25 protein-coding genes are annotated in these 23,903 nt (G+C 48.4%); 24 read left to right on the top strand and 1 reads right to left on the bottom strand.

From position 1 onward, the window contains the following. Window positions 1–7: 7 nt before the first annotated feature. The 20 genes from spoIIIAF (at window position 8) to spo0A (ending at window position 18,026) form a co-directional block, all read left to right on the top strand. The gene (gene spoIIIAF, locus PLA01S_RS23205) at window positions 8–730 is read left to right on the top strand and encodes a stage III sporulation protein AF (RefSeq protein WP_127594212.1); all 723 of its coding nucleotides are present in this window, start codon (window positions 8–10) and stop codon (window positions 728–730) included. 14 nt (window positions 731–744) lie between these two features. Next, window positions 745–1,389, top strand: a complete 645-nt coding sequence (spoIIIAG, locus tag PLA01S_RS23200) for a stage III sporulation protein AG (RefSeq protein WP_174819240.1) — start codon at window positions 745–747, stop codon at window positions 1,387–1,389. A 65-nt stretch (window positions 1,390–1,454) separates the two neighbouring features. Further along, a complete protein-coding gene (locus PLA01S_RS23195) occupies window positions 1,455–2,327 on the top strand; it encodes a SpoIIIAH-like family protein (RefSeq protein ID WP_100536236.1) in 873 nt (290 codons plus the stop codon). 169 nt (window positions 2,328–2,496) lie between these two features. Beyond that, window positions 2,497–3,000 (top strand): acetyl-CoA carboxylase biotin carboxyl carrier protein, encoded by a 504-nt coding sequence (gene accB / locus PLA01S_RS23190; RefSeq protein ID WP_127594210.1) that lies wholly within the window; start codon window positions 2,497–2,499, stop codon window positions 2,998–3,000. Window positions 3,001–3,054: 54 nt separating this feature from the next. Then, window positions 3,055–4,398, top strand: a complete 1,344-nt coding sequence (gene accC / locus PLA01S_RS23185) for an acetyl-CoA carboxylase biotin carboxylase subunit (protein ID WP_127594209.1) — start codon at window positions 3,055–3,057, stop codon at window positions 4,396–4,398. 118 nt (window positions 4,399–4,516) lie between these two features. Further along, window positions 4,517–4,930, top strand: a complete 414-nt coding sequence (locus PLA01S_RS23180; protein ID WP_009591235.1) for an Asp23/Gls24 family envelope stress response protein — start codon at window positions 4,517–4,519, stop codon at window positions 4,928–4,930. A 71-nt stretch (window positions 4,931–5,001) separates the two neighbouring features. After that, window positions 5,002–5,541 (top strand): alkaline shock response membrane anchor protein AmaP, encoded by a 540-nt coding sequence (gene amaP / locus PLA01S_RS23175; RefSeq protein ID WP_100536239.1) that lies wholly within the window; start codon window positions 5,002–5,004, stop codon window positions 5,539–5,541. Window positions 5,542–5,556: 15 nt separating this feature from the next. Continuing rightward, entirely contained in the window at window positions 5,557–5,790 is a 234-nt protein-coding gene (locus tag PLA01S_RS23170; protein ID WP_127594208.1) for a DUF2273 domain-containing protein, read from the top strand. 176 nt (window positions 5,791–5,966) lie between these two features. Continuing rightward, window positions 5,967–6,425 (top strand): transcription antitermination factor NusB, encoded by a 459-nt coding sequence (gene nusB / locus PLA01S_RS23165; protein WP_127594207.1) that lies wholly within the window; start codon window positions 5,967–5,969, stop codon window positions 6,423–6,425. Between the two features lie 59 nt (window positions 6,426–6,484). After that, the gene (gene folD, locus PLA01S_RS23160; RefSeq protein WP_127594206.1) at window positions 6,485–7,345 is read left to right on the top strand and encodes a bifunctional methylenetetrahydrofolate dehydrogenase/methenyltetrahydrofolate cyclohydrolase FolD; all 861 of its coding nucleotides are present in this window, start codon (window positions 6,485–6,487) and stop codon (window positions 7,343–7,345) included. 1 nt (window position 7,346) lies between these two features. Further along, window positions 7,347–8,717, top strand: coding sequence for an exodeoxyribonuclease VII large subunit (gene xseA, locus PLA01S_RS23155; protein ID WP_127594205.1), 1,371 nt, complete (start codon window positions 7,347–7,349; stop codon window positions 8,715–8,717). After that, a complete protein-coding gene (gene xseB / locus PLA01S_RS23150; protein WP_009591232.1) occupies window positions 8,707–8,967 on the top strand; it encodes an exodeoxyribonuclease VII small subunit in 261 nt (86 codons plus the stop codon). Before xseA ends, xseB begins: the two co-directional genes overlap by 11 nt. Next, window positions 8,942–9,865, top strand: a complete 924-nt coding sequence (locus PLA01S_RS23145) for a polyprenyl synthetase family protein (protein ID WP_174819239.1) — start codon at window positions 8,942–8,944, stop codon at window positions 9,863–9,865. The genes xseB and PLA01S_RS23145 overlap by 26 nt, the downstream gene beginning before the upstream one ends. A gap of 109 nt (window positions 9,866–9,974) precedes the next feature. After that, window positions 9,975–11,882 (top strand): 1-deoxy-D-xylulose-5-phosphate synthase, encoded by a 1,908-nt coding sequence (gene dxs / locus PLA01S_RS23140; protein ID WP_127594203.1) that lies wholly within the window; start codon window positions 9,975–9,977, stop codon window positions 11,880–11,882. Window positions 11,883–11,902: 20 nt separating this feature from the next. Further along, window positions 11,903–12,775 (top strand): TlyA family RNA methyltransferase, encoded by an 873-nt coding sequence (locus PLA01S_RS23135; protein ID WP_127594202.1) that lies wholly within the window; start codon window positions 11,903–11,905, stop codon window positions 12,773–12,775. A gap of 68 nt (window positions 12,776–12,843) precedes the next feature. After that, complete coding sequence (locus PLA01S_RS23130; protein WP_127594201.1) at window positions 12,844–13,335, top strand: hypothetical protein; 492 nt, start codon at window positions 12,844–12,846, stop codon at window positions 13,333–13,335. Window positions 13,336–13,352: 17 nt separating this feature from the next. Beyond that, window positions 13,353–13,802: a transcriptional regulator AhrC/ArgR gene (gene ahrC / locus PLA01S_RS23125; RefSeq protein ID WP_100536246.1), complete on the top strand. Its 450-nt coding sequence runs from the start codon at window positions 13,353–13,355 to the stop codon at window positions 13,800–13,802. A gap of 50 nt (window positions 13,803–13,852) precedes the next feature. Then, a complete protein-coding gene (gene recN / locus PLA01S_RS23120) occupies window positions 13,853–15,592 on the top strand; it encodes a DNA repair protein RecN (protein ID WP_127594200.1) in 1,740 nt (579 codons plus the stop codon). Window positions 15,593–15,692: 100 nt separating this feature from the next. After that, window positions 15,693–17,027 (top strand): SpoIVB peptidase, encoded by a 1,335-nt coding sequence (gene spoIVB / locus PLA01S_RS23115; RefSeq protein ID WP_100536248.1) that lies wholly within the window; start codon window positions 15,693–15,695, stop codon window positions 17,025–17,027. Between the two features lie 195 nt (window positions 17,028–17,222). Further along, on the top strand, window positions 17,223–18,026 hold the full coding sequence (gene spo0A, locus PLA01S_RS23110; protein ID WP_100536249.1) for a sporulation transcription factor Spo0A: 804 nt from the start codon (window positions 17,223–17,225) through the stop codon (window positions 18,024–18,026). A 240-nt stretch (window positions 18,027–18,266) separates the two neighbouring features. On the opposite strand, the gene PLA01S_RS23105 is transcribed toward spo0A, so the two are convergent. Next, window positions 18,267–19,169, bottom strand: a complete 903-nt coding sequence (locus PLA01S_RS23105) for an ArsR/SmtB family transcription factor (RefSeq protein WP_100536250.1) — start codon at window positions 19,167–19,169, stop codon at window positions 18,267–18,269. Window positions 19,170–19,452: 283 nt separating this feature from the next. On the opposite strand from PLA01S_RS23105, the gene PLA01S_RS23100 reads away from it, so the two are divergent. From PLA01S_RS23100 to PLA01S_RS23085, 4 genes are all read left to right on the top strand, one after another. Beyond that, a complete protein-coding gene (locus PLA01S_RS23100; protein WP_127594199.1) occupies window positions 19,453–20,694 on the top strand; it encodes an extracellular solute-binding protein in 1,242 nt (413 codons plus the stop codon). An 82-nt stretch (window positions 20,695–20,776) separates the two neighbouring features. After that, window positions 20,777–21,652, top strand: coding sequence for a carbohydrate ABC transporter permease (locus PLA01S_RS23095; RefSeq protein ID WP_071223867.1), 876 nt, complete (start codon window positions 20,777–20,779; stop codon window positions 21,650–21,652). Between the two features lie 54 nt (window positions 21,653–21,706). Then, window positions 21,707–22,618, top strand: coding sequence for a carbohydrate ABC transporter permease (locus PLA01S_RS23090; RefSeq protein WP_127594198.1), 912 nt, complete (start codon window positions 21,707–21,709; stop codon window positions 22,616–22,618). A gap of 79 nt (window positions 22,619–22,697) precedes the next feature. Next, on the top strand, window positions 22,698–23,672 hold the full coding sequence (locus tag PLA01S_RS23085; RefSeq protein ID WP_127594197.1) for a glycoside hydrolase family 43 protein: 975 nt from the start codon (window positions 22,698–22,700) through the stop codon (window positions 23,670–23,672). Window positions 23,673–23,903 lie beyond the last annotated feature (231 nt).

The following is a 23,903-nucleotide window of genomic DNA, read 5'->3' as shown; positions in this document are numbered from 1 at the left end:
ATGACGAATGGACTGGCTTGGAGGTTGGTTGAAAAGCGTCATCATGGTAGTTCTCTTTGCAGCCTTCGTTGATTTGATACTGCCCGGCAAGGCGCTTGAACGTTACGCCAGATTAGTCCTGAGCCTGTTGATTCTGCTTACGCTGCTTAGCCCGATTATCACATTGATTACGGATCCCCCCGAGAATCAGCTGGCGATGGAGCTGGAGCGACAGGAGAAGGGTCTGCCGGAAGAGGTTCAGCTGGAGCATATTCTGGCACAGGCCGAGAAGCTGAAGGAAACGCAGCAGAGTCAAAGCCTTCAGTGGGCAGGCAACGAATTAGCCCGGGTGATGAAAGAAGAGATTACGGCAGAAACGGGGGAAGCGGTTCAGGAGGTCAAGGTGGTGCTGGCTGCAGCTGCCGGACCGGACAAGGGATATGCAGGCGCTACGATACGCTCCGTTGACGTAAAGCTGGTTGGAGGTGAATCGGAAAATGCAGAGGAAGAGAATAGCGTTGATAAGCAGCCCATCGGCATAGAGCCTGTGGATTCCGTTCAGGTGAATGTTGAATCCATGCAGTCGGAACAAGATGGAAAGGCTGCGGCGAAAGAGAATGCAGAAGCAGTCAGCAAGGCCGAAGAAGCAAGAGCAGAGCCGGTTCGGGATTACATTAGCCGCCGATGGGATTTGGAGCCGGATCTGATCACGATATATATGCCAGGACAGGAGCAGGATAAAAAGCTGTAGCGGAGGTGAGGATGATGGGAAATTGGTTGAAGCGGTTGGAGCAATGGCTTGGTGGAGGAGCTGGCGGAGTAAGAAAAATGCAAACCTTCAGGTGGTTGATCATTCTTGGTCTGATCGGCGTTGCGATCATGCTGTTCAACTCCTTCGTCAATGTGAAGAAGCTGGATCATGAGAATATCGGTCGCGAGCCGCCGCCGGAGACGGCTGCGGTCTCAACGACCCAAGGCGGGACTTCAACCAGCGGCGGCGGTGAGTTTGAAAGTATCGAGCAGGATTTTGAAATGCGCACCAAAACGATGCTGGAACAGATTGTTGGGGTGGGGTCCGTCGATGTCATGGTGACTGTGGAATCTACAGAAGAACTGGTCGTCCAGCGTGACATGAAAGATACCCAGGAACTGACGGAGGAAACCGATGCTAACGGAGGTAAGCGCCATGTAACAAGTTATCAGCGTGATGGCCAGATTGTCACCTATGAATCCTCCGGGGAAGAAACGCCGATCGTCACCAAGAAGATCAAACCTCAAGTCCGGGGGGTGCTCGTCGTAGCCAAGGGAGCCGAGAATGAAGTTGTAAAGAGCTTGATCGTCGATGCGATCCAGCGAGGCCTCAATGTCCCGTCCTATCGTATATCCGTTGTCCCGCGTAAACAGGAATAACCGCAGCCAATCGAATGATCCGATCATTCGTGCCAAGGTTTTCATTTAAAGGAGGAAACGTTCAAATGAATAACAAAAGACAAACCATATGGTTAGTATCCATGCTTAGTTTAATGGTCATCCTGTCAGCTTACTACTTATTCACCGACGATTCGGGAACGAAAGCGCCGCCGGTTGCCGAGAGCACGCAAGTGGACGGTCAGAAGCCAGGCGCCGGACAAGAAGCAAACGGAACCGCAGGTACAGGCGACGAGCTGGTTGTGAACGAAGTGCTTGAAGAAGGTACTGACGGCGATTCCGGGGCCAATGAGCAAGGGACTGGAACGAGCGATACAGGTGCGGCCGGCACAGAAGATCCTGCAGAAGCAACACAGGGTGAGCAAGGGGACCAAGGAAAAGCCAGCGGCGAAGCCGGCAAAACGGAAGAGCCGGAAGTGAAGGAATCCCCAGAGGGAGCCGAGAATTCCAAAGACGCTAGCAGCACAGGCAAAGAGGGAACCGAGGAGTCCAAAGACACAAGCAGCGCCACGAACGGTAAGAAATCGGATGAAGAAGTGCTGGAGCAAGTGGCTGCCAATGCATCATCTGCAGAAGCCCAGTTGGAGTCCTATAAATTGGACCGCTCACAAAAAAACATGAAATTATACGATGAATTAATGACAAAAATCGACAATCATGAGAATAAGCCGGAGCAAACAGCTCAAGCTACCGAGCAGCTGAAAGCGGCCGAAGCGAAGGAGGAAGTGATTCTCAGCATCGAGGAAGCGCTGCAGCAGCAATACGGCAACGCCGTTGTGAAGGAAGAGAGCGAGAAGTATAATGTGGTCGTTCTGAGTGAGAAACTCGATGCCAAAGGTGCAGCCGGCATCGTGAGTCTTGTGATGAAGGAATTGAAGGTTTCGCCGGATAAAGTAACTGTTCAATATGTTGCGCCATAAGCTTGTCAGCAGATTTCAACATAAATCACGGTTATACTATAAAACCGAAAGAGTCTAAGGATTGCCTTGGGCTCTTTCTATTTCGCTCGATTGTGATATAATACTCTAAGCTATTGACTGACTGTCCTAAGCAAGGGCTTCCAAGAAAGTGAAGGAGTGAACGTCGATAATGTTTAAATTAAACGAGATCAAGGAACTTATTAAGCTGGTGGATCAAACTTCCGTGCATGAATTGGAAATTGAGAGCGAAGGTACACGCTTATCCATTAAGAAACCCAATGCAGCCGAGGTTGTTAACAACTATCAGGCAGCGCCGCAAGCGTTCATACCGGCACAGCAAGTGATGGCACCACAGATCGCACAGCCGAATACGGCGAACCAAGCACCTGCAACGGCACCACAGCAGGATTCAGTGGAGGATAGCAACAGCTCATTACATAAAATCGTATCACCGATGGTAGGAACCTTCTATCGTTCCCCATCCCCTGAGGCCGGGCCGTTTGTCAGTCCCGGGGACAAGGTGACTGAGAAATCGACGGTCTGCATCATTGAGGCCATGAAACTGATGAATGAACTGGAAGCAGAGATCAAAGGCGAAATCGTAGAGGTTCTCGCGCAGAACGGTCAACTTGTAGAATTCGGGCAGCCTCTGTTTCTGGTGAAACCGGAGTAATATGGAGGGACTCGCCAAGAACGAGAGTCGCAAGAGTCCGAAGGAGGTTACTGCATGACATTTCAAAAAGTGCTTATCGCGAACCGGGGAGAGATTGCCGTTCGTATCATCCGGGCTTGCCGGGAACTTGGCATCACAACGGTTGCCGTATATTCGGAGCCGGACCGGGAATCCCTGCATGTCCGCTTGGCGGATGAGGCCTACTGCATCGGCCCAACGTTATCCAAAGACAGCTATTTGAATTTCACCAATATCATGAGCGTGGCCACACTGACCGAGTGTGACGCCATACATCCCGGTTACGGCTTTTTGGCCGAGAACGCGGATTTCGCGGAGATTTGCGAATCCTGCAACATTACCTTTATCGGTCCTTCCGCTGACGCGATCAACCGTATGGGAGATAAGGCTGTTGCGAAGCAGACGATGAAGGATGCAGGTGTTCCGGTTATTCCGGGATCCGACGGATTGGTCGAGGATCTGAACGAAGCCGTTATGCTTGCCCGTGATATCGGATATCCCGTCATTATCAAAGCTACTGCAGGTGGCGGAGGTAAGGGTATTCGGATCGCCGAGGATGAAGAAACGCTGGTTAAACAGATTACAAACGCACAGCAGGAAGCCCAGAAGGCCTTCGGCAATGCAGGCGTATATCTGGAAAAATATCTGACCGGCATGAAGCATGTAGAGATTCAAATTATCGCCGACAAACATGGCAACGCCGTGCATCTCGGGGAGCGTGACTGTTCTGTGCAGCGCCGGAGACAAAAGCTTGTTGAGGAAGCTCCTTGTCCGGTGCTAAGTGAAGAGGTACGCAGCCGGATGGGCGAAGCCGCCGTTCGCGCCGCGAAGGCCGTTAATTATTCCGGTGCAGGTACGCTTGAATTTTTGCTCGGCCAGGACGGTCAGTTCTACTTCATGGAGATGAACACGCGGATTCAGGTAGAGCATCCGGTGACCGAGATGGTGACCGGGGTTGATCTGATTCAGGAAATGATCTCCGTTGCGGAGGGCAACACGCTCTCTTTCACTCAAGAAGAAGTCGTTATTAATGGCTGGTCCATTGAGTGTCGGATTAATGCCGAGAATCCGGACAAGGGCTTTATGCCTGCCCCTGGAACCATTCAGTTCTATTTGCCTCCAGGAGGTCCTGGCGTGCGGGTAGACAGTGCGGCGTATCCCGGTTATACCATTTCGCCTTATTATGATTCGATGATTGCCAAGCTGATTGTATGGGCGCCGACCCGCGATGAAGCCATCGCGAAGATGAAGCGCGCTTTGGGTGAATTCGAGATTGAGGGGATCTATTCAACCATCCCGTTCCATCAGAAACTGATGAACCATCCTACCTTCTTGAAGGGTGACTTCGATATTAAATTTTTGGAAGAAAATGAGATTTGAAACCTTTGGCCAAGTTTGTCATAAACTTGGCCAAATGGTATAGTATGAGTAATAAGAGCGCATGCCTTATGCAGTTCGGGTGCATCCGCTAACTTATTCCGAAAGGTGTGTTGAGACAATGGCGGAAACTTTGCCTACAGAATTTGAACGTACAGATATCGGTGAGATTCAGATTGCACCGGAGGTTATTGAAGTCATCGCTGGACTTGCTACGGTAGAAGTACGTGGGGTTGCAGGGATGAGCGGAGGCTTTGCAGGCGGCATTGCCGAATTGCTCGGACGCAAGAATTTATCCAAGGGTGTCAAAGTGGAAGTTGGACAACGGGAAGCTGCTGTTGACGTATCCGTCATCGTGGAGTATGGCCATCGTCTTCCTGAAGTAGCCGGAGAAATCCAGCGCAACGTGAAACGTTCGATTGAGAATATGACAGGGCTTACGGTAATTGAAGTCAATGTACATATTCATGATGTCCATTTCATGAAATCCGTAGAGAAGACGGAAGAATTGGATCTGGCTCAACGCGTGAAATAGAATAGTTTCAGGCTAGCCCTGGGCAGCGATGTCGAGGGTTTAATCTAATTTTAAGGAGGCTGTGCTGAATCGTGGCCAAAATAATGGACAGACTTTTGCTGTTTATCTACAGCTTAAGTATCGGTGTTATATCCGTAGTTGCCATCCTCCTGTTGAGTGGCGCTGTTCCGTATGAATTAACGAGTGTTCAGGAACAACGCCTTTTCTGGGCTGGAATTATCGTAGCTGCGGTTTTGTTTTTGCTGAGCATCCGTTTCTTCTACATCTCCGTAAGGCGCGATCGCTCAAACCTGAATTCCATCGATCAGCGCACGGAATTTGGTGACATCCAAATCTCGGTGGAGACGATCGAGAATCTATGCCTGAAGGCGGCTTCGCGCGTGCGTGGAGTCAAGGATTTGAAATCCCGGATCAAGGTATCCCAATCGGGTCTTGATATTGCGATTCGCGCCGTGGTAGATGGTGAGGAATCCATTCCTACGCTGACAACGGAAGTGCAGAAGCAGGTGCACGACTTTGTTGAAGATACAACAGGAATACCCGTGTCATCCGTATCCGTATATATTGCTAACGTGGTTCAGGCACCAAGCTTCAAGAGCCGCGTGGAATAGAGGTGAGCTTCCCCAATGCCTTGGAAAGAAGTATGGGAGAGTCACAGAGGAAGAATTGCCGGGGTGACCGGCGGGCTTGTGTGCGGACTGATTTACTTATTATCCGGTTTTTGGGATATGCTGTTCTTTGCATTAGTGGTATTTATCGGCTATATATTTGGCAAGCGCAAGGATCTGAAGCAGGGCTCCATGTTCCACTTTCAGGAATGGGGACGATGGCTTTCCGAGCGCTGGCGGCCGTTTAAATGAACCCTGTGATATGCTTTCTCCGGAAAAAATGCTGAGGACAGGTGTAGTGCGCCTTTTTTGCGGAGAGAGATATTCACAGGTTTTTTTTTGGCGTTTTAATTGTTGTCAAGTCTTGACGGCAAATGGATCATACTAATTAGAAAAATGGATTCAGCAGGGTCCACAGGAGGAACAAAATGAAAAGACGTGTAGCAAGAGAGATTGTCGTTCAAAGCCTTTATCAGATGGAGATGAACGAAGTCGACAGTGTGGAAGCCGTGTCGATGCTGCTCTCGGAAGCGGCCGAAGAAAATGAGACCGAGCGGGTCATCGGCGACGAAGTTCAAATGAAGGATTATGTGCTGCAATTGGTCAATGGAACATGGGAATCCAAGGATTCGATTGATGAACTGCTCGCTCATTATTTAAAAGGCTGGCAGGTAAGTCGTCTTTCCCGTGTGGATCGTCAAATCCTGCGTCTGGCTGTATATGAACTGACATCCAGTGAAGATGTGCCTGGCAAGGTCGCTGTTAATGAAGCGATTGAGTTGTCCAAGCATTTCGGAACCGAGGAGTCAGGGAAATTTGTCAACGGCGTACTGGGCCGGATGATTCAGGAGCTGGATCAAGTCAAGGTGAAGCTGCGTCAGTCTTAATCTGTATGCATGCATAGCTTGAAACGATATCATTCAATCATAATGGAGGAGAGATTAGGATGACAGCAGCAACGATAATTAGCGGAAAACAGATTTCTGAAGAAATTCGCAAGGGGATTGCGTTAGAAGTAGAACAATTGTCCAAGCAGAATGTCCGTCCTGGTTTGGCTGTTGTACTTGTAGGTGATGATCCGGCTTCGCATGTTTACGTTCGCAACAAGGAGAAAGCATGTCAGGATCTGGGCTTTTATTCCGAGGTGCACCGTCTTTCCGCGGAATCCAGCCAGGAAGAAGTGCTGGCGCTCGTGGACAAGCTCAACGCTCAGGAATCTATTCACGGAATTCTGGTCCAGCTGCCTTTGCCAAAGCACATCCATGAGAAGGCCGTCATTGATGCGATCGCAGTGGAAAAGGACGTCGACGGTTTCCATCCGGTTAATGTGGGTAACCTCGTAATAGGCGATGACAGTCTGCTGCCGTGCACCCCTGCCGGCGTGATTGAAATGATCAAGCGCACGGGCATTGAGATTGCAGGCAAGCATGCTGTTGTCATCGGAAGATCCAATATCGTCGGCAAACCGGTATCACTTCTGCTCCAACGCGAGAACGCCACCGTTACGATGTGCCACTCCAGAACGGGGAATATGGATGAAATCGCTCGTCAAGCAGACATCCTGGTCGTTGCGATCGGCAGAGCGAATATGATTGATGCCAGTTACGTGAAGCCCGGCGCCGTCGTGATTGATGTCGGCATGAACCGTTTGGAGAACGGAAAGCTTGCCGGCGACGTTGACTTTGAGAGCGTGAAGGAAGTGTCCGGTCCGATTACTCCGGTTCCCGGTGGGGTGGGACCCATGACCATTACCATGCTCATGCAGAATACCTTGATAGCCGCCAAAAGGCTGAATGGGTTGAGCTGATATGAAGTCGGCAGATCCAGGACGAGTATTATCCGTTAAGGATTTAAACCGTTATATCCGCATGAAAATGGAAGGCGACTCCAGGCTCTCCGACGTATGGATCCGCGGTGAAATTTCGAATTTTACCCATCATTCCAGCGGACATATGTACTTTACCTTAAAGGATGAAGGCAGCCGGATTCGTGCGATCATGTTTGCGACTCATAACCAGAGGCTCCCTTTTATACCGAAGGAAGGCTCTCGCGTCATTGCCCGGGGCAATGTGTCAGTGTATGAACGGGATGGTCAGTACCAGTTTTATGCGGTCCAAATGCAGCCTGATGGGATCGGCAGTTTGTACCTTGCTTATGAACAGCTGAAGTCGAAGCTGGAGGAAGAGGGCTTGTTTGCAGCCGAGCGCAAGCGGCCTTTGCCTCGTTATCCCAGGACGATTGGTGTTATTACCTCGCCGACGGGTGCCGCTGTTCGGGATATTATGATCACGATCCGAAGACGGTACCCTCAGGCAAGATCGATATTATATCCGGTGCTGGTTCAAGGCAAAGGGGCTGCTCCTTCGATCGTGAAGGCTATTCGAACGATGAATGACATGGCTGAGGCTGACGTGCTCATCGTTGGGCGCGGCGGCGGATCACTGGAAGAGCTGTGGGCGTTTAATGAGGAGATCGTTGCAAGAGCTATTTATCAATCCGATATTCCCGTCATTTCCGCCGTTGGACACGAAACGGATTTTACGATCGCCGATTTTGTTGCGGATTTACGTGCCGCTACGCCGACGGCCGCCGCGGAACTTGCGGTACCGAGCAGTGCGGAACTGAGGGGGCAGCTTGTTCAAAGACAGCGCCAGCTGAACCAGGGACTTCAACAGCGTCTTAAGCGGAGTCGTGAACGTTTACTTTCGCTCCAGCGTTCCCCGGTTCTGGTTCATCCTCGCCGGTATATGCTTCAACATGCCGAACGATTGGACATGCTGTCCCAGCGGCTGCAGGGCAACCTGAAATCCCGGTTATCCCTGGTCCGCCAGCGGCAAAAATCACTGCATCAGGGATTAATCCGGTATAATCCGCGAACCCAAGCGGAGTTCGCCGCGAGAAGAAAAGATCAGGCCAACCGGCAGTTAATGAATGCGATGCAGTCGATTATGAAATCCAAGATGTCGCAGCTGCAAACCGAAATGAGGCATCTCGATGCGCTCAGCCCGCTGAAAATTATGTCCAGAGGATATAGTCTCGTGTATGACGAGAAAGAGCAAAAGCTTGTTAAATCCATCGAAGATGTCCAGTTAGGCGATTTGGTTAACGTGAGGGTCAGTGATGGACAGCTGCAGTGTCAAGTGTGGGGAATGAAGGAGGATGAAGAAAATGGCGAATGAAACTTTAGAGATCAGTTTTGAAGAAGCGATGGCTCAGCTTGAGACGATTGTGGAGCAGTTGGAAGATGGAGACGTGCCGCTGGAAAAAGCGATCGACTTATTTCAACAGGGCATGAAGCTGTCGCAGATGTGCAGCAAAAAGCTGGAGCAGGTTGAGCAAAAAATCGAAATGATCGTGGAAGAAGGCGGAGAACTGAAGCGTAAGCCTTTTGGTGGAACGCTTGATGAGACAGGTGAACTGGGTGAATAACAGACTTCCGATTAAACAATATATGAATGAGATTTGGGACAGACTGGATAGCGAGTTAACCAATCTTTTTCCGCCAAGTTGGAAAGTTCCTGAAACCCTTCGCCAGTCCATGTCGTATTCTTTAATGGCAGGCGGCAAGCGAATGCGTCCGCTGCTTGTCATTGCGGCATGCGAGGCCGGAGGCGGAAAACGTGATGCAGCTCTTCCGGTCGCTTGCGCCGTTGAGATGGTCCATACATATTCCCTCATACACGATGATCTGCCAGCGATGGATGATGATGATTATCGCCGCGGCAAGCCAACGAATCATAAGGTTTTTGGCGAAGCGAGCGCTATTTTGGCCGGTGATGCCTTGCTGACGCATGCCTTTTACAGCGTAATCCAGGCTTCCAGAAAGCATGGGGTTCCGGCTGAACGTGTGCTGTCGATTGTCGAGGATCTTGCGGAGTATGCAGGTCCGCGGGGGATGGTAGGCGGGCAGGTTGCCGATATGGAGGGCGAACAAGGGATAACGACGCTAGAGCAGCTTGAGTATATCCACCTGCACAAGACGAGTGATCTGATCATGTTCTCGCTGATGGCAGGCGGGCATATTGCCGGATGTTCGGAATCCCAAATCGAATCCTTGCGAACCTTCGGGCATCATATCGGCCTTGCTTTTCAGATTCAAGATGATATTCTGGATCTGGTCGGGGATGAGTCCAAGCTTGGGAAGCCGGTACAAAGCGATGTGAAACAGGAAAAAGTAACATATCCGTTCTTCATCGGTTTGGACGCATCAAGGCGTGAAGTTGAGCGCCTGACAGCAGAAGCCAAGCGGGTCATTTCAGAAGGGAATTTCAATGATCCCTCAAGATTGCTGGAGATCGCAGATTTCTTGATGGCGCGGGATCACTAAGCACGCTTTACATGCAAACGGTTTTTTTGTGATATAATGTCTGTTAATGGCTGAATTCATATCAGCTAAAGAAACGTAAACTTAATCAAGGAAAGCGGGGAGATTCTTCGTGCTTCTTCCAAATATCAAACATCCCGAACAACTTAAACATCTATCGGTAGACGAACTCGAGGATTTAGCAGGACAAATCCGTCATTTTCTAATCGAAAAGCTGTCCGTTACCGGTGGCCATCTTGCACCGAATCTGGGAGTGGTTGAACTCACGCTGGCCTTGCACTATTGCTTTGACAGCCCTCGTGACAAGATGATTTTTGACGTGGGCCATCAAGCCTATGTACACAAGATCTTGACCGGACGGATGGATAAATTTGATACGCTCCGTAAATACAAAGGCTTGTGCGGCTTCGTAAAGCGTTCCGAAAGCGAGCATGATGTCTGGGAAGCAGGACACAGCAGCACCTCGCTGTCTGCTGCAATGGGTATGGCGATGGCGCGTGATCTGAAAGGTGACAACAACCGGGTTATCGCCATGATCGGTGACGGTGCCCTTACCGGCGGCATGGCCTTTGAAGCGCTCAACCATATTGGCCACGAGCAGAAAAAGCTGATGGTCATCCTGAATGACAACGAAATGTCAATTGCACCGAATGTGGGTGCCATGCACAATTACTTAAGCAAGATCCGTTCTGATCGTTATTATCTTCGTGCCAAGGACGAAGTGGAAATGCTCCTGAAGAAAATTCCTGCCATCGGCGGCAAACTCGCCAAAACGGCAGAGAAGATGAAGGACAGCCTTAAATATATGATGGTTCCCGGCGTTTTATTCGAGGAGCTCGGATTTACCTATCTGGGCCCCGTAGACGGACATGATCTGAACAAACTGATCGATACGTTAAAGCAGGCCGACAATGTGGACGGACCCGTTCTGATTCATGCCGTCACAACCAAAGGCAAAGGATACCGGCCAGCCGAATCCGATTCTCATAAATGGCATGGGATCACGCCGTATAAGATTGAATCCGGCCAAGTGCTTAAAGCAGTAGGAAATCCGATGTACACGGAAGTGTTCGGACAGACTCTGGTTGAGCTGGGGGAACAGGACAAACGGATTGTTGCCGTAACGCCGGCGATGCCGGGCGGCTCCGGTTTGATCCCGTTCAGCAAGAAATTCCCTGACCGTATGATCGATGTGGGGATTGCCGAGCAGCACGCCGCGACCTTATGCGCAGCATTGGCAATGGAAGGCATGAAGCCTGTGTTTGCGGTGTATTCCACGTTTATGCAGCGTGCGTACGATCAAATCGTGCATGATATTTGCCGCCATAACGCCAACGTGATGTTTGCGATTGACCGTGCCGGCTTTGTCGGTGCAGATGGCGAAACCCATCAAGGGGTATACGACGTAGCCTTCATGCGTCATATCCCGAATATCGTCATTATGATGCCAAAAGACGAGAACGAGCTTCGTCATATGATGAAAACAGCGCTCGATTATAATGAGGGACCTATCGCTTACCGTTACCCTCGGAACAATGTGCGCGGCGTTCCCATGGACACCGAGCTGGTACCGATTCCTATCGGGACTTGGGAAGTCGTTCGTCCTGGCGAAGGATACGCCATTCTGGCATTGGGTCCTATGGTTCAATTAGCCGAGGAAGCGGCGGAGCAGCTCAAGCGAGAAGGCATTACGATAGAAGTCGTAAATGCCCGTTTCCTTAAACCGCTTGATGGAGGCATGCTGCGGAATCTGGCGGAGACAGGGACGTCGATGCTGGTTCTGGAGGAAGCTTCGCAAGCGGGTAGTCTGGGCAGCGCGGTTCTGGAGTTCTTTGCGGAGCAGGGAATCCATGATGCGGTCGTATCTTTAATGGGGATCGAAGACCGGTTTATCGAGCACGGAAGCATACCGCAGCAGCGTGAAGAAGTAGGGCTGACATTGGAATCGGTTTGTCAGGAGATCCGGAGCTTGAAGAATGCCCGGACAGCCGTACTCGGCAAGAGAAGTTTTATGTCTTAGTAAACCATCGGGAGTATAATATGGATTCATCTCAGAAAGAACGAATTGACATCCTGCTCGTAGAGCAGGGATATTATGAGAGTCGCGAAAAAGCCAAAGCCGCGATTATGGCGGGCCTGGTCTATGCAGGAACCGAGCGGATCGAGAAAGCCGGTATGAAAATTCCAAGGACGTCCGAACTGAAAGTCAAAGGCTCGGTTCATCCCTATGTCAGCCGTGGTGGATTAAAGCTTGAAAAAGCGATTCGTTCATTCGACATCGATATGAAGGGGCGCACGATGCTGGATATCGGCTCTTCAACTGGCGGCTTTACGGATTGCGCGCTCCAGCACGGGGCCAGTTATGTGTATGCGATTGACGTCGGTTATAACCAGCTGGATTGGTCGCTTCGTAACGATGAACGCGTGTGTGTCATGGAGCGAACGAATTTCCGCTATATGACGCCGGACGACTTGAGTGGCCCTCGGCCTGATTTTGCCAGCATTGACGTTTCGTTTATATCCCTTCGCATTATTTTACCGCCTTTGAAGATGCTCCTGGGTAAACCGGGCGATGTAGCTGCTCTGATCAAACCTCAATTTGAGGCAGGGCGGGAGAAGGTTGGTAAGTCCGGCGTGGTTCGAGATCCGAAGGTTCACAGGGAAGTGTTAACGCAAGTGCTGACGTTTGCGGATGAAATTGGGTTCAAATTAAAAAATCTTACGTTCTCTCCGATTACGGGAGGGGAAGGCAATATCGAATTCCTGGCCCACTGGCGATTAGAGCCGGAGGTTACTGAAAGCTCGGAAGAACCGACTCAGGGAGATGGACAAGAATCTGTCCATCTGAGTCAATGGATTGATACCGTCGTAACACAAGCGGCTCATACATTCACAGGAAACTCATCGAAATGATGGGTTTCTTTTGCTGAAAAAGAGGAATTTATGTTCTCATCCGCGAATACAAAATTCGAGGTGAGAGGATGAATGAGCGTTATGATTGGTTATTAATGATATTGCTTGGTGTCGTCATTGCCTTGCTTATCGGTTATAGGCTGAATCGTTGGCTGATGTCGCCATCACCGGATCGACTGCCGGGCATCCCGATAAATGAACACATTCCAGATCACCCAGCCATTGGGATGCTTGAACAAGAAGGATATGACGTGGTTGGGGGCAAAGTAAAAATAAACTTGTCATTTGAAACGGGACAGAGACCCATCTTGAGTCGGTTGTTTATAGATTACGTTGCATCCGATGACAGTGGCGAGCTGTACATGGTGAAGCTGGCACGGGAACGGATGCCGGTCGACTGGACGGGCTCTGGCATTCGCGATCGGTTGATGCCGTTTTTGCTGCTGTATCCCGAATGTGCCGGTCTGCTCTATATCGATGTGAATGAGAAGTCGATTCACCGTTTAAGCATGGATTGGTCGGACGAAGAATGGATTGGTCAAGATGATTACAACAGTTAATACTCAGGAGGCTCTTTATGAAGGGACAACGCCATATTAAAATCAGGGATATTATTACCCACCAGGATATTGAGACACAGGATGAGCTTGTAGACGCATTGCGTGCGGAAGGTTTTCAGGTCACTCAAGCTACGATTTCACGTGATATAAAAGAACTGCTGCTCATTAAGGTGCCTACAGATGATGGGCGATATAAATACTCCATGCCGACGGATCAGCGTTATAACCCTGTGCAGAAGCTCAAAAGAGCGCTTGTTGATAATTTTGTTTATATTGACCGTACCGGTAATCTTGTTGTCATGAAATGCTTGCCCGGGACAGCCAATTCGGTTGCCGTGCTGCTCGATAATATGGAATGGTCCCAGATCATGGGCACCATTTGCGGCGATGACACGATATTGCTGATTTGCCGAACGGAAGATGACGGGGAACATGTCGTTGCCCAAATTAAAAATTTCATTTCGTAATAAATATTGTGATTCATTGGCAGTTTTAAGCAGTAGCGGAGGTGGGAAACATGTTAAACACGCTATCCATTCGGAATCTGGCTGTTGTAGAAAGCGTGGATGTGCATTTTTATCCGGGATTTCACGTTCTGACGGGGGAAACCGGAGCAGGTAAGTCCATCATTATTGATGCGCTCGGATTAATTGCTGGCGGCCGCGGGTCGGCTGATCTGATTCGCTACGGATGCGACAAAGCGGAGATTGAAGCTCTGTTTGAGCTGCCTGTGGAGCATCCCGTATGGGAAACACTGAAGAAGCTGGGGGTTGAAGCGGATCCGGAAGAGCATTTATTGATTCGGAGAGAATTGACATCTCAAGGAAAAAGCACGTCGCGTATTAACGGACAGCTGCTAAACTTAAGCATGCTGCGTGAAGTTGGAGAAAAGCTCATCAATATCCATGGTCAGCATGAACATCAAAGCTTGCTGCGTTCAGAGCAGCATATGAGTCTTCTGGACACGTACGGGGACAAGGTCATAGGGCCTGCCAAGCAGAAATATCAAGCGTTGTACGGAGAATTCAGTAAAGTGGAGAGAGAGCTCAAGGACCTGCAGGAGACCAGCCAGAAGGCGTATCAAATGCTGGATATGTATCGGTTTCAGCTGGAAGAGATCGCGGCTGCGGAGTTGAAAACCGGTGAGGACGAGGAATTGTCCGAAGAAAGAACCAAGCTGTCCCACAGCGAGAAGATGATGGATTCCGTTGCCGGAGCATACGACCTATTGTACGGGTCCTCGGGACTGGAATCCGTCAGCCGTGCCCTATCCCGATTGGAGGATGTGTCCGGGTACGATGAGAAGGGGCTAAAGCCGCTTGTTGAGCAGCTGCAATCCGCTTATTATCAGTTAGAGGATGCGGTATTCCAGCTTAGGGATTATCGAGACAGCATTGAATTCAATCCGGAACGGCTGAATGAAATTGAGCTTCGTTTAGATATGATCTCCGGATTGCGCCGAAAATATGGGGATAATGTAGAGCAAATTCTGGAATACTACGTGAGAATTCAGCAGGAAACCGATATGCTGGAGAATAAGGACGAATTTATTCAAGCATTGGAACAGCGTCGTGACGAGCTGTTAAGTGTGCTGTTGGTTAGCGCTAAAGAGCTTAGTATTGCCCGCAAGCAGTGTGCGCAAGATTTAGCACGGCAAGTGGAGGGGGAACTGAAGGATCTTCAAATGGAACGAACCTCGCTTGAGGTTCGGATGGAACTGCAGCTGGATCCTAACGGTTACGAATATGAAGGACATAAAGTAAGGTTGACCAGACAAGGTATGGATACGGCCGAATTCCTTATATCCGCCAATCCGGGTGAGCCTCTGCGTCCGCTTGCCAAAATTGCCTCGGGCGGAGAAATGTCCAGAATTATGCTGGCGATGAAGAGTATATTTGCACGTCATGATCAAATACCGGTCCTAATCTTTGATGAAGTTGACACAGGTGTCAGTGGAAGGGCTGCCCAATCGATTGCGGAGAAGCTGTTTTTGCTGGCCAAAACCTGTCAGGTGTTCTCCATTACGCATTTGCCGCAGGTCGCTTGCATGGCGGATCATCAGTATTTAATCGAGAAGAAGCTGGAAGCCTCCAGAACGATGACGCAAGTAGAAAACCTGAATGAAGAGGGGCGTGTAAAAGAGCTTGCACGGATGCTTGGCGGAGTCGAGATCACCGAAAAGACACTTCATCATGCCCAAGAAATGCTCAATCTGGCGGCAGCGCAAAAGGCTTCCAGAAAGGCTCTGGGTCAATGATTGACAGTTATAAATCCTTAAGGGCAGGGTAACTTAAAGGTACGCAATTGGCGACCACCTTTTCGTCAAGCGAAAGAAGAAAAAGGGAGCGTGACAGCCATTGAAGCCCAACCTCAGGAGAAAACTGCTCGGTTTCGTTCTTGCTTTCCTTCTTTGTTTCATTGGAACTGCTGATCCTGTCCAGTCTTTTGCTTCATTGCCTAATGAGCTGAGATTGATTTCCGGTCAGCAGTCCCGTCTTGATGTAGCCATGCCTGTTCAAGCCCTCGCTTCAGTTGATCGCCCGGATGTCCTGCAGCTCAACGGTTCCCGCGAGTCAAAACTTCAAGTATCGCTAAAGCATCCACTGCAGCTGAATCCCCAGCAAAGCGGAAATGCCGAAGTTACCCTGAAATTATTTGGTAAAATTCCTCTGAAGACAGTTCATGTGAAGGTGATCCCCGAACTCAAGGTCATTCCTGGAGGTCAAACCATCGGCGTCAAAGTGAAATCCTCCGGTATACTGGTCGTTGGGCATCATCTGGTACGCGTTCAAAACGGTGCTAAAGTGTCTCCTGGAGAAGCAGCTGGCCTGAGGGTTGGCGATCTGCTTACCAAGATGGATGGAAAGCCGCTTAATGATGTAACAAAGGTCGCTGATATCGTCAAGAAGGCCGGTGAAGCCAATCGGCCCTTGGATATCTCCTTTAAGCGGGGCGGCAAAGAAATGACAACAAAGCTCAGTCCGGCATATGATCAAGAAGATCAAAGCTGGCGCCTTGGTCTGTATATCCGTGATTCTGCAGCAGGTGTAGGAACTTTAACATTCTATGCGCCTCACCAAAAAGTCTACGGAGCTCTGGGCCATGTCATTACCGATATGAATACTCAAACCCCCATTGATGTAGGAAGCGGCCAGATTGTTCAGTCTAACGTTACATCCATTAGCCGAAGTGAAGAAGGCGAGCCGGGAGAAAAACGGGCAACCTTCACAAAAGACGGCAAGATATTGGGCAATGTCGAGCGTAATACTCATTTCGGAATCTTCGGTAAAATGAATAATCTTCCTGAACACGGTCTGTATCAGGAGCCAATACCCGTAGCTTTATCCCATGAGGTTAAGGAAGGTCCCGCAGAAATTTTAACTGTCGTAGAAGGCCAAGAGGTTGAACGTTTTACAGTGGAGATCGTACATGTCTCCAAACAGGATACTCCCGCAACGAAAGGACTTGTACTTCGTATTACCGATCCGAGACTGCTTAAGAAGACAGGCGGGATCGTACAAGGCATGAGCGGCAGTCCAATCGTTCAGGATGGCAAGCTGATAGGAGCGGTAACCCACGTTTTTGTAAATGATCCGAAATCGGGGTATGGATGCTTTATCGAATGGATGCTTCAGGACTCCGGCGTATTACAATCTACAGAATCAACTCCTCAAAATCTTAAGGCAGGTTAATGCCTTGAGATTTTTTGTCGTAAAATAACGAATTAGAGATTAATTTGAAACAAAATATTTAATTATAAATCAACTTCAAAAAAAAATAAAGAAAAATAATTTTCGACAGAAGGAATTTAAATGAGTATGTCGAAAACTTTATACACAAGAAAATGTTCTAAAATAACATCTGATCTGATAAAGGAGGAGCACGAATTGCAAAAGATCGAGGTATTATTGGCAGACGACAACCGTGAGTTTACAAACCTGCTTGGTGAATACATTTCGGATCAACAAGATATGGTGGTATCCGGAATCGCTTATAATGGCGAAGAAGTACTGAGTATGATTGAGGAATCGGGAAAAGTACCGGATGTGCTGATCCTTGACATTATTATGCCTCACTTGGACGGCCTTGGCGTACTTGAACGATTACGCGATATGAATTTGTCTCCGCAGCCGAAAGTGATCATGCTTACGGCATTTGGTCAGGAAAATATTACGCAGCGAGCTGTACAATTGGGCGCTTCCTATTATATTTTGAAGCCGTTTGATATGGAGGTGCTCGCCAGCCGCATTCGTCAACTCGTTGGCTCGTCCGGCAGCATTTCGTCAGGCGCGCCATTTACAAGTATGAAATCCAATGTGGTTCCCATGGGCAAAGGCAAAAATCTGGACGCGAATATCACTTCGATTATCCATGAGATTGGAGTTCCCGCTCATATCAAGGGCTACCAGTATTTGCGTGAAGCCATTACCATGGTATACAACAATATCGAAATTCTTGGTGCGATCACGAAAACGTTGTATCCTGCCATCGCTGAGAAATTCAAGACAACGCCTTCCCGAGTGGAACGTGCGATCCGTCATGCTATCGAAGTAGCCTGGACTCGCGGGAATATCGATTCGATCAGCCATCTGTTCGGCTACACCATCAACATCAGCAAATCCAAGCCAACCAACAGCGAGTTTATCGCGATGGTCGCGGATAAGCTGAGAATTGAGCATAAGGTTTCTTGAAAGGGTAAGGACTGAGGAAGGGATTTAGGGTAATGAAAGTGGTTGCCCTAAATGTCTACTTACGCGGAACATTGAAATCACTCCTTTATTGGTTGCGTCGTCGTAACCAGTGAAGGAGTGATTTTATGTTTGTCATGGACTTTCAACAAAACAAACCAGCCGTTAATGCGGCTGGTTTGTTTTCATTAAGTTTAAAAAACGGTAAACATTCCTTCGGTGTTACGTTCCCTTCGAATCCCCTCATAGATAATACATTTTGAACTGGATATCCTGCTCGTGGTTCCCGAACTTCTTGCCGAATAATGTGGCGCCTCCAACGTGCCTTGCATCTTCCTTCACTTCAATTCGAAAGGTCCAGCGATCACAGGTTGCATCCAAATCATCTACGGAGACAGCGGAGAGCGGGTCGCCATCGATATAAGTACCGTGGCTCGTAATTCGTATCGTTTTTAACAGTCCGTATTGGTTGATATTGTGTGGCCACCATGCAGGCGTATATTTCCCCCTGGTATCCGCGAAATCCCCCGGGCTTGTCCACGTGCCGAGTTCAATGCCGTTTAAGGAGAAGGTGATGTCGGAGGGCCAGACATCATTGGAAAAAGGAAATTCCGAGGAAATCTCCAAACTGATTTCGAACTGCTGCAGCTTTTCATCCTTTTGAAGGAAGTTAGCGATGTTGTATTGGATAAAGCCCTCGGTAAACCACAAAATTTCTGCATCCACACGCTTGGGATCCATGAAGTATTTGGGCTCGTCAACCCGCCCGATAAATTCCTTCTCGGTCGCAAGGCCGCAGGTAGGCTTCAGGTCATAATCGGTGTAATGTCCGATCGGCACCGAAGCCTCATACGAAGCAAAGGAATGAAAGATTTTTTTCGGGAAGTTGATTTCGATATGATCCACCTTCAGGATCGAGATTTTCTGCTGTCCCGATTTTCCCGGCACTTTCTCAGTCCGGATAATGCCTGCATCTTCGAGCTTTTTAATATGTTTTGTCACAATCGGACTGCTGATTTGAAGTTCTTGGGCCAAATCTTTGATATTCATTTTGTTTTTCGAGAGCAGCTGAATAATCTTGATTCGAACTTCGCTGGCCAAAGCCTCGTAAACCACAAGCGATGACTTGTCTATTTCCAATTGCATATGACCACTTCTTTCAACAAGTTTTTCATAAACAGAGTTCATTAACTAATATGCATCATAACATATGCTTTATTAACCTGTATATAAATCTCATCATTTGATACAACAATTTTTCAGACTAATGATTAATGTAAATGTTAATCAAACAATAAATTTACAATAAAGATTTATATATATGTTATTGACACCGTTTTCAAAACGAGTGTATACTGAACCAAAGTTAATCGTTTTCACATCCAGGCCGGTAAATGATTAACCAAATGATTAGTAATAGGAGGAGAGTTTGTTGAAGAAAAAAATGGGGGTTTCACTGATACTTGTATTGTTAGCGGTAGCGGTACTAGGGGGATGCGGCAACGGGGACAAGAACACCATCACCTTCTGGACGCCTTTGACGGGTGATGACGGGGCGTATATGGATCAGCTTGTGAAGGATTACAACGCCACCAATCCCGAGTATAAAGTGAAGCATGTGATTACCTCGGATATGTATACAAAAATATCTACAGTTCTTAATTCAGGCAAAGGCGTTCCTGATCTGTCCATTATTCACGCAGACCGCGTTCCTAGCTTCGTTAAGCAAGGCGTGTTAGAGCCGATGACGGCAGTCATGCAAGCGCAACCAGAATTGAAAGCGGATAATTATTTGCCGCAGGCCTGGGCAACGGGAAACGTAGAGGGCACCCAATATACAGTACCGCTTGATATTCACAGCAATGCGATGTATTACAATAAAAGTTTGCTCAAAAAATACAATGTTGAAAGCTTCCTGGATGATGATGTCGTTACCATCGACGAAATTTTGTCGCTGCAAGGCAAACTGGATGAAGGCGATTACGTTATCAATGACGCTCTATTGGGCTGGGTTGTATTAGCGCAAATCCAGAACCTGGGCGGCGATATTCAACAAGATGGCAAGCCAGCCGTGAACACAGAAGCCATGAAACAAGCGTTTACGGAGATTAAGAAAATATCGGATGCGGGCTTGATGACCACTTTTGGTGAGGACGGATACCTGATGTTCCAAGCTGGAAACGTTTTATTCTCAACAGACGGCACATGGAGCTCGACGGCACACGCAACAGTGGATGGATTGGACTTTGGCGTAACGAACATTTATTCGACGAGTGCGGACAAGTATACAAACCGAGCCTCCTCGCACTTATTCTCCATGCTGAAGAACGACAAGAGAACGGATGAAAAAGAGCAAGCCATCGGCCAGTTCCTGGAATTCATCCGCCAAAACTCGATTGAGTGGGCAAAAGCGGGGCAGATCGTAGCGAGTAAACAAGTCATTGAGAGCCCGGAATACAGTAACTATATTCAGTCATTCTTTACCTCCAACGAAAAAGAAATTGAATCCTTGTACATTTACACCTTCGATTACTATCCATATGTAGCGGAAGCTGTGGATACATATGCAGCGGATATCGTACGAGGCAATGTCGATATCGACGAAACCCTGGCGACGATGCAGAAATTTGTAGAGGATAAAATCGCGGAAGGCAACAGTGCTGCAAAGTAAATGACAGCAGAGCAGATTGAAAAAAAGAAAAGTGGCCTTGCTTTCAAGACACTTTTCTTTTCCAAAGGAGAAATGAAAGGGTATGAATAAGAAGTCGTTGACGCCTTATTTCTTTGTAGGTCCCCATCTGATACTTTTTATCGTATTTATTCTATTGCCGACCCTATACGGGATCTATGCTTCCTTTACGCAATGGAATCTGATTAATGACCCTGTGTGGGTTGGCCTGGCCAACTATAAAACGATTCTGTTTGACACGGAGTCCACCTTCTATACCCAATTTATGAACGGATTAAAAAACACGCTGATCTTTGTTGTTCTAAGTGTACCAATATTAATCATCATTCCGTTAATGATTGCCGTATCGCTGGAACACAAAAAAGTGAAAATGAAAAATGTCATTCAGTCCATTCTCTATATTCCCGGACTCATTTCGATCTCCGCAGCGGCACTGATTTGGTCTTTAATATTCAATAAGCAGCTTGGGATCACAAATAATATTTTCGGCTCCGAAACGGTCTGGGCAGCCAACCAGCCCTATGCCTGGCTGATCATTATCGTCATTACGGTGTGGGGCGGAGTCGGCGGGAACATGATTATCTACCGGGCTTCCATAAGCGGGGTGTCCAAGGATTTGTATGAATCGGCCGAGATGGATGGAGCGGGGCCTGTCCGCAGATTTTCAAGCATTACGCTGCCTTCCATTCGTTTCCCGCTGATCTATACCTTTGTTATGACGACAGCCGGAGCCTTTAACGTATTCGGTCAGCCATTGATGATGACGGACGGAGGACCTAGACAGAGCACAACCGTATTGATGATGTATATCCGGCAGCTGGCCTTTGGTCACGGAGAATCGATTGCGGGCATGGCTTCCGCGATGGCCGTTTTGCTCGGACTGGTCATTCTCGTCATTTCAGCTCTTCAGTATTATGTGATGAACCGAAACGCGTCCTAGCGGCATGTTCAGCTTGCAAACGACGGAAACGATAAAAGGTAGGTGTACTGTGCAATGTCGAACCCGGTAGTACATGAAGTGAACGCGGATTCCAAGCTTGGTCGCTCTGGTCCGAAGAAGGCTTCAACCAACATTAGCGTGTCAAAATATATTGCGTATACATTTCTCATCCTGCTGTGTGTGATATGGGCGATTCCGGTCATATTTGGCATTACCACATCTTTTCGGTCCCAGGCCGAGGTGGTATCCAGCGGGTTCAGTCTGCTGCCTGATAGCTGGATTTTCGATAATTATGTCTCGATCCTGCAAAATACGTCGACAGCGCCCATTCTGCGCTGGTTGATGAACTCCGTTTTTATTGCCACGATGCATACGCTGCTCGTGATCGTAGTTATTTCCATTACCGGTTATGGATACTCGCGCATGAACTTTAAAGGAAGGGACACCTTGTTCTTTACCTTGCTTGGGATATCCTTCTTTCCTGGGGTAGTGAATCTGATCCCGTCTTATAAAATCATTGATGCGCTGGGATGGGTGAATACCTCTTGGGCGATGATCATTCCTGGCTTGGCCGGGATGGGGAACATTTTTTTGGTCCGACAATTCATGATGGGCGTTCCCAAGGATTTGGATGAATCGGCGCGCGTGGATGGCGCGGGAGATTTTAGAATCTATTACTCTATTATTTTACCGCTCATGAAACCTGTATTGATTGTATGCGGCCTGTTTTCATTCACGGGTTCCTGGAATGATTTCCTTTGGCCCGTCATCGTGTATACGGATGTGGAGAAGATGCCGGTCACAGCAGGACTGCTGTTGTTGCAGGACATTTACGGCAATTACCGCATGATCGGACAATTAATGGGTTCTGCGATCCTGGCCATCATTCCGACGCTGCTGTTATTCCTGTTTGCCCAGAAATATTTTGTGCAGTCGATCAACTTAAACGCAGGCATCAAAGGATAGCAAGAAGATTGGATTCATAGAAGTTAGTAAAAATAGAAAGCTAGCGGAAGTCAAACTATAAGGTATAGGAGTCGTCACCATGACTGAATTATATATAAAAAATCCCCTGATCGAACAGCGGGCAGATCCCTGGATCTTTAAACATACCGATGGTTATTATTACTTTACCGGTTCCGTGCCGGAGTACGACCGAATTGAGCTTAGACGCTCGCAAACGATTCAAGGGCTTGCGGATGCCGAAGGAATTACGATCTGGCGGAAGCATGAGTCAGGCCTGATGAGTGCCAACATATGGGCACCGGAGATTCATTATATGGATGGCAAATGGTATGTGTATTACGCCGCTGCCCATACTTCAGAAACGAGGGACGGATTGTTCGATCACCGCATGTTCGTATTGGAGAACGCTTCGGCGAACCCGCTCGAAGGGGAATGGGTGGAGAAGGGGCAAGTGATCACGAAGTGGGAATCTTTCGCCTTGGACGCAACGACGTTTGAGCATAAAGGCAAACGGTACTATGTATGGGCTCAGAAAGATCCGGGCATTCCAGGCAATTCCAATCTGTATATCTCATTGATGGAAAACCCCTGGACCCTGACAGGGGAACAGGTATGCATATCGGTTCCCGAGTACGATTGGGAGAAGATCGGGTATCTTGTGAATGAAGGGGCCGCCGTTCTTAAGCGAAACGGGCGAATATTCATGACCTATTCCGCGAGCGCCACGGACCACAACTATGCGATGGGGCTGCTGACAGCCGATGAAGACAGTGATTTGCTGAATCCGAGCTCCTGGGTCAAGTCGCCTGTACCTGTATTTACGACATCTGAAGCCAATGGCCAATATGGTCCGGGGCACAACAGCTTCACGATTTCCGAGGACGGCTTGCAGGACATTTTGGTGTACCATGCAAGAAGTTACAAGGAGATCGTCGGGGATCCACTATATGATCCGAACCGTCATACGCGTGTACAGGTCATCCGATGGAACGAAGACGGAACGCCGAATTTCGGGGTGCCAAGAGCGGATCATGAACCAGTCTCCAAGCCATGATGCCGACTTTGTAATTTGGGTTTTAGACCGGGTGGATTAACAAACATCAGACCGACTGAGCTTAACAGCTTGGTCGGTTTTTTACATTCTATGAGGTAAGCAGCATAATATAAAATAGGAAAAAAGAAGGAGTCTTCGATATGGATGGAGAAAAAGGGACAGATGGTTTTATGAAATGGTTAAGGATGTATAAAGCACAATTCGATTAACGATATATTCTTATTTCCTGGT

The organism is Paenibacillus lautus NBRC 15380 (genome assembly GCF_004000945.1).
GTDB classification, from domain to species: Bacteria; Bacillota; Bacilli; order Paenibacillales; family Paenibacillaceae; genus Paenibacillus_AQ; species Paenibacillus_AQ lautus.
The sequence above is the reverse complement of the archived record's forward strand: the minus strand, read 5'-3'. Positions and strand labels throughout refer to the sequence as shown.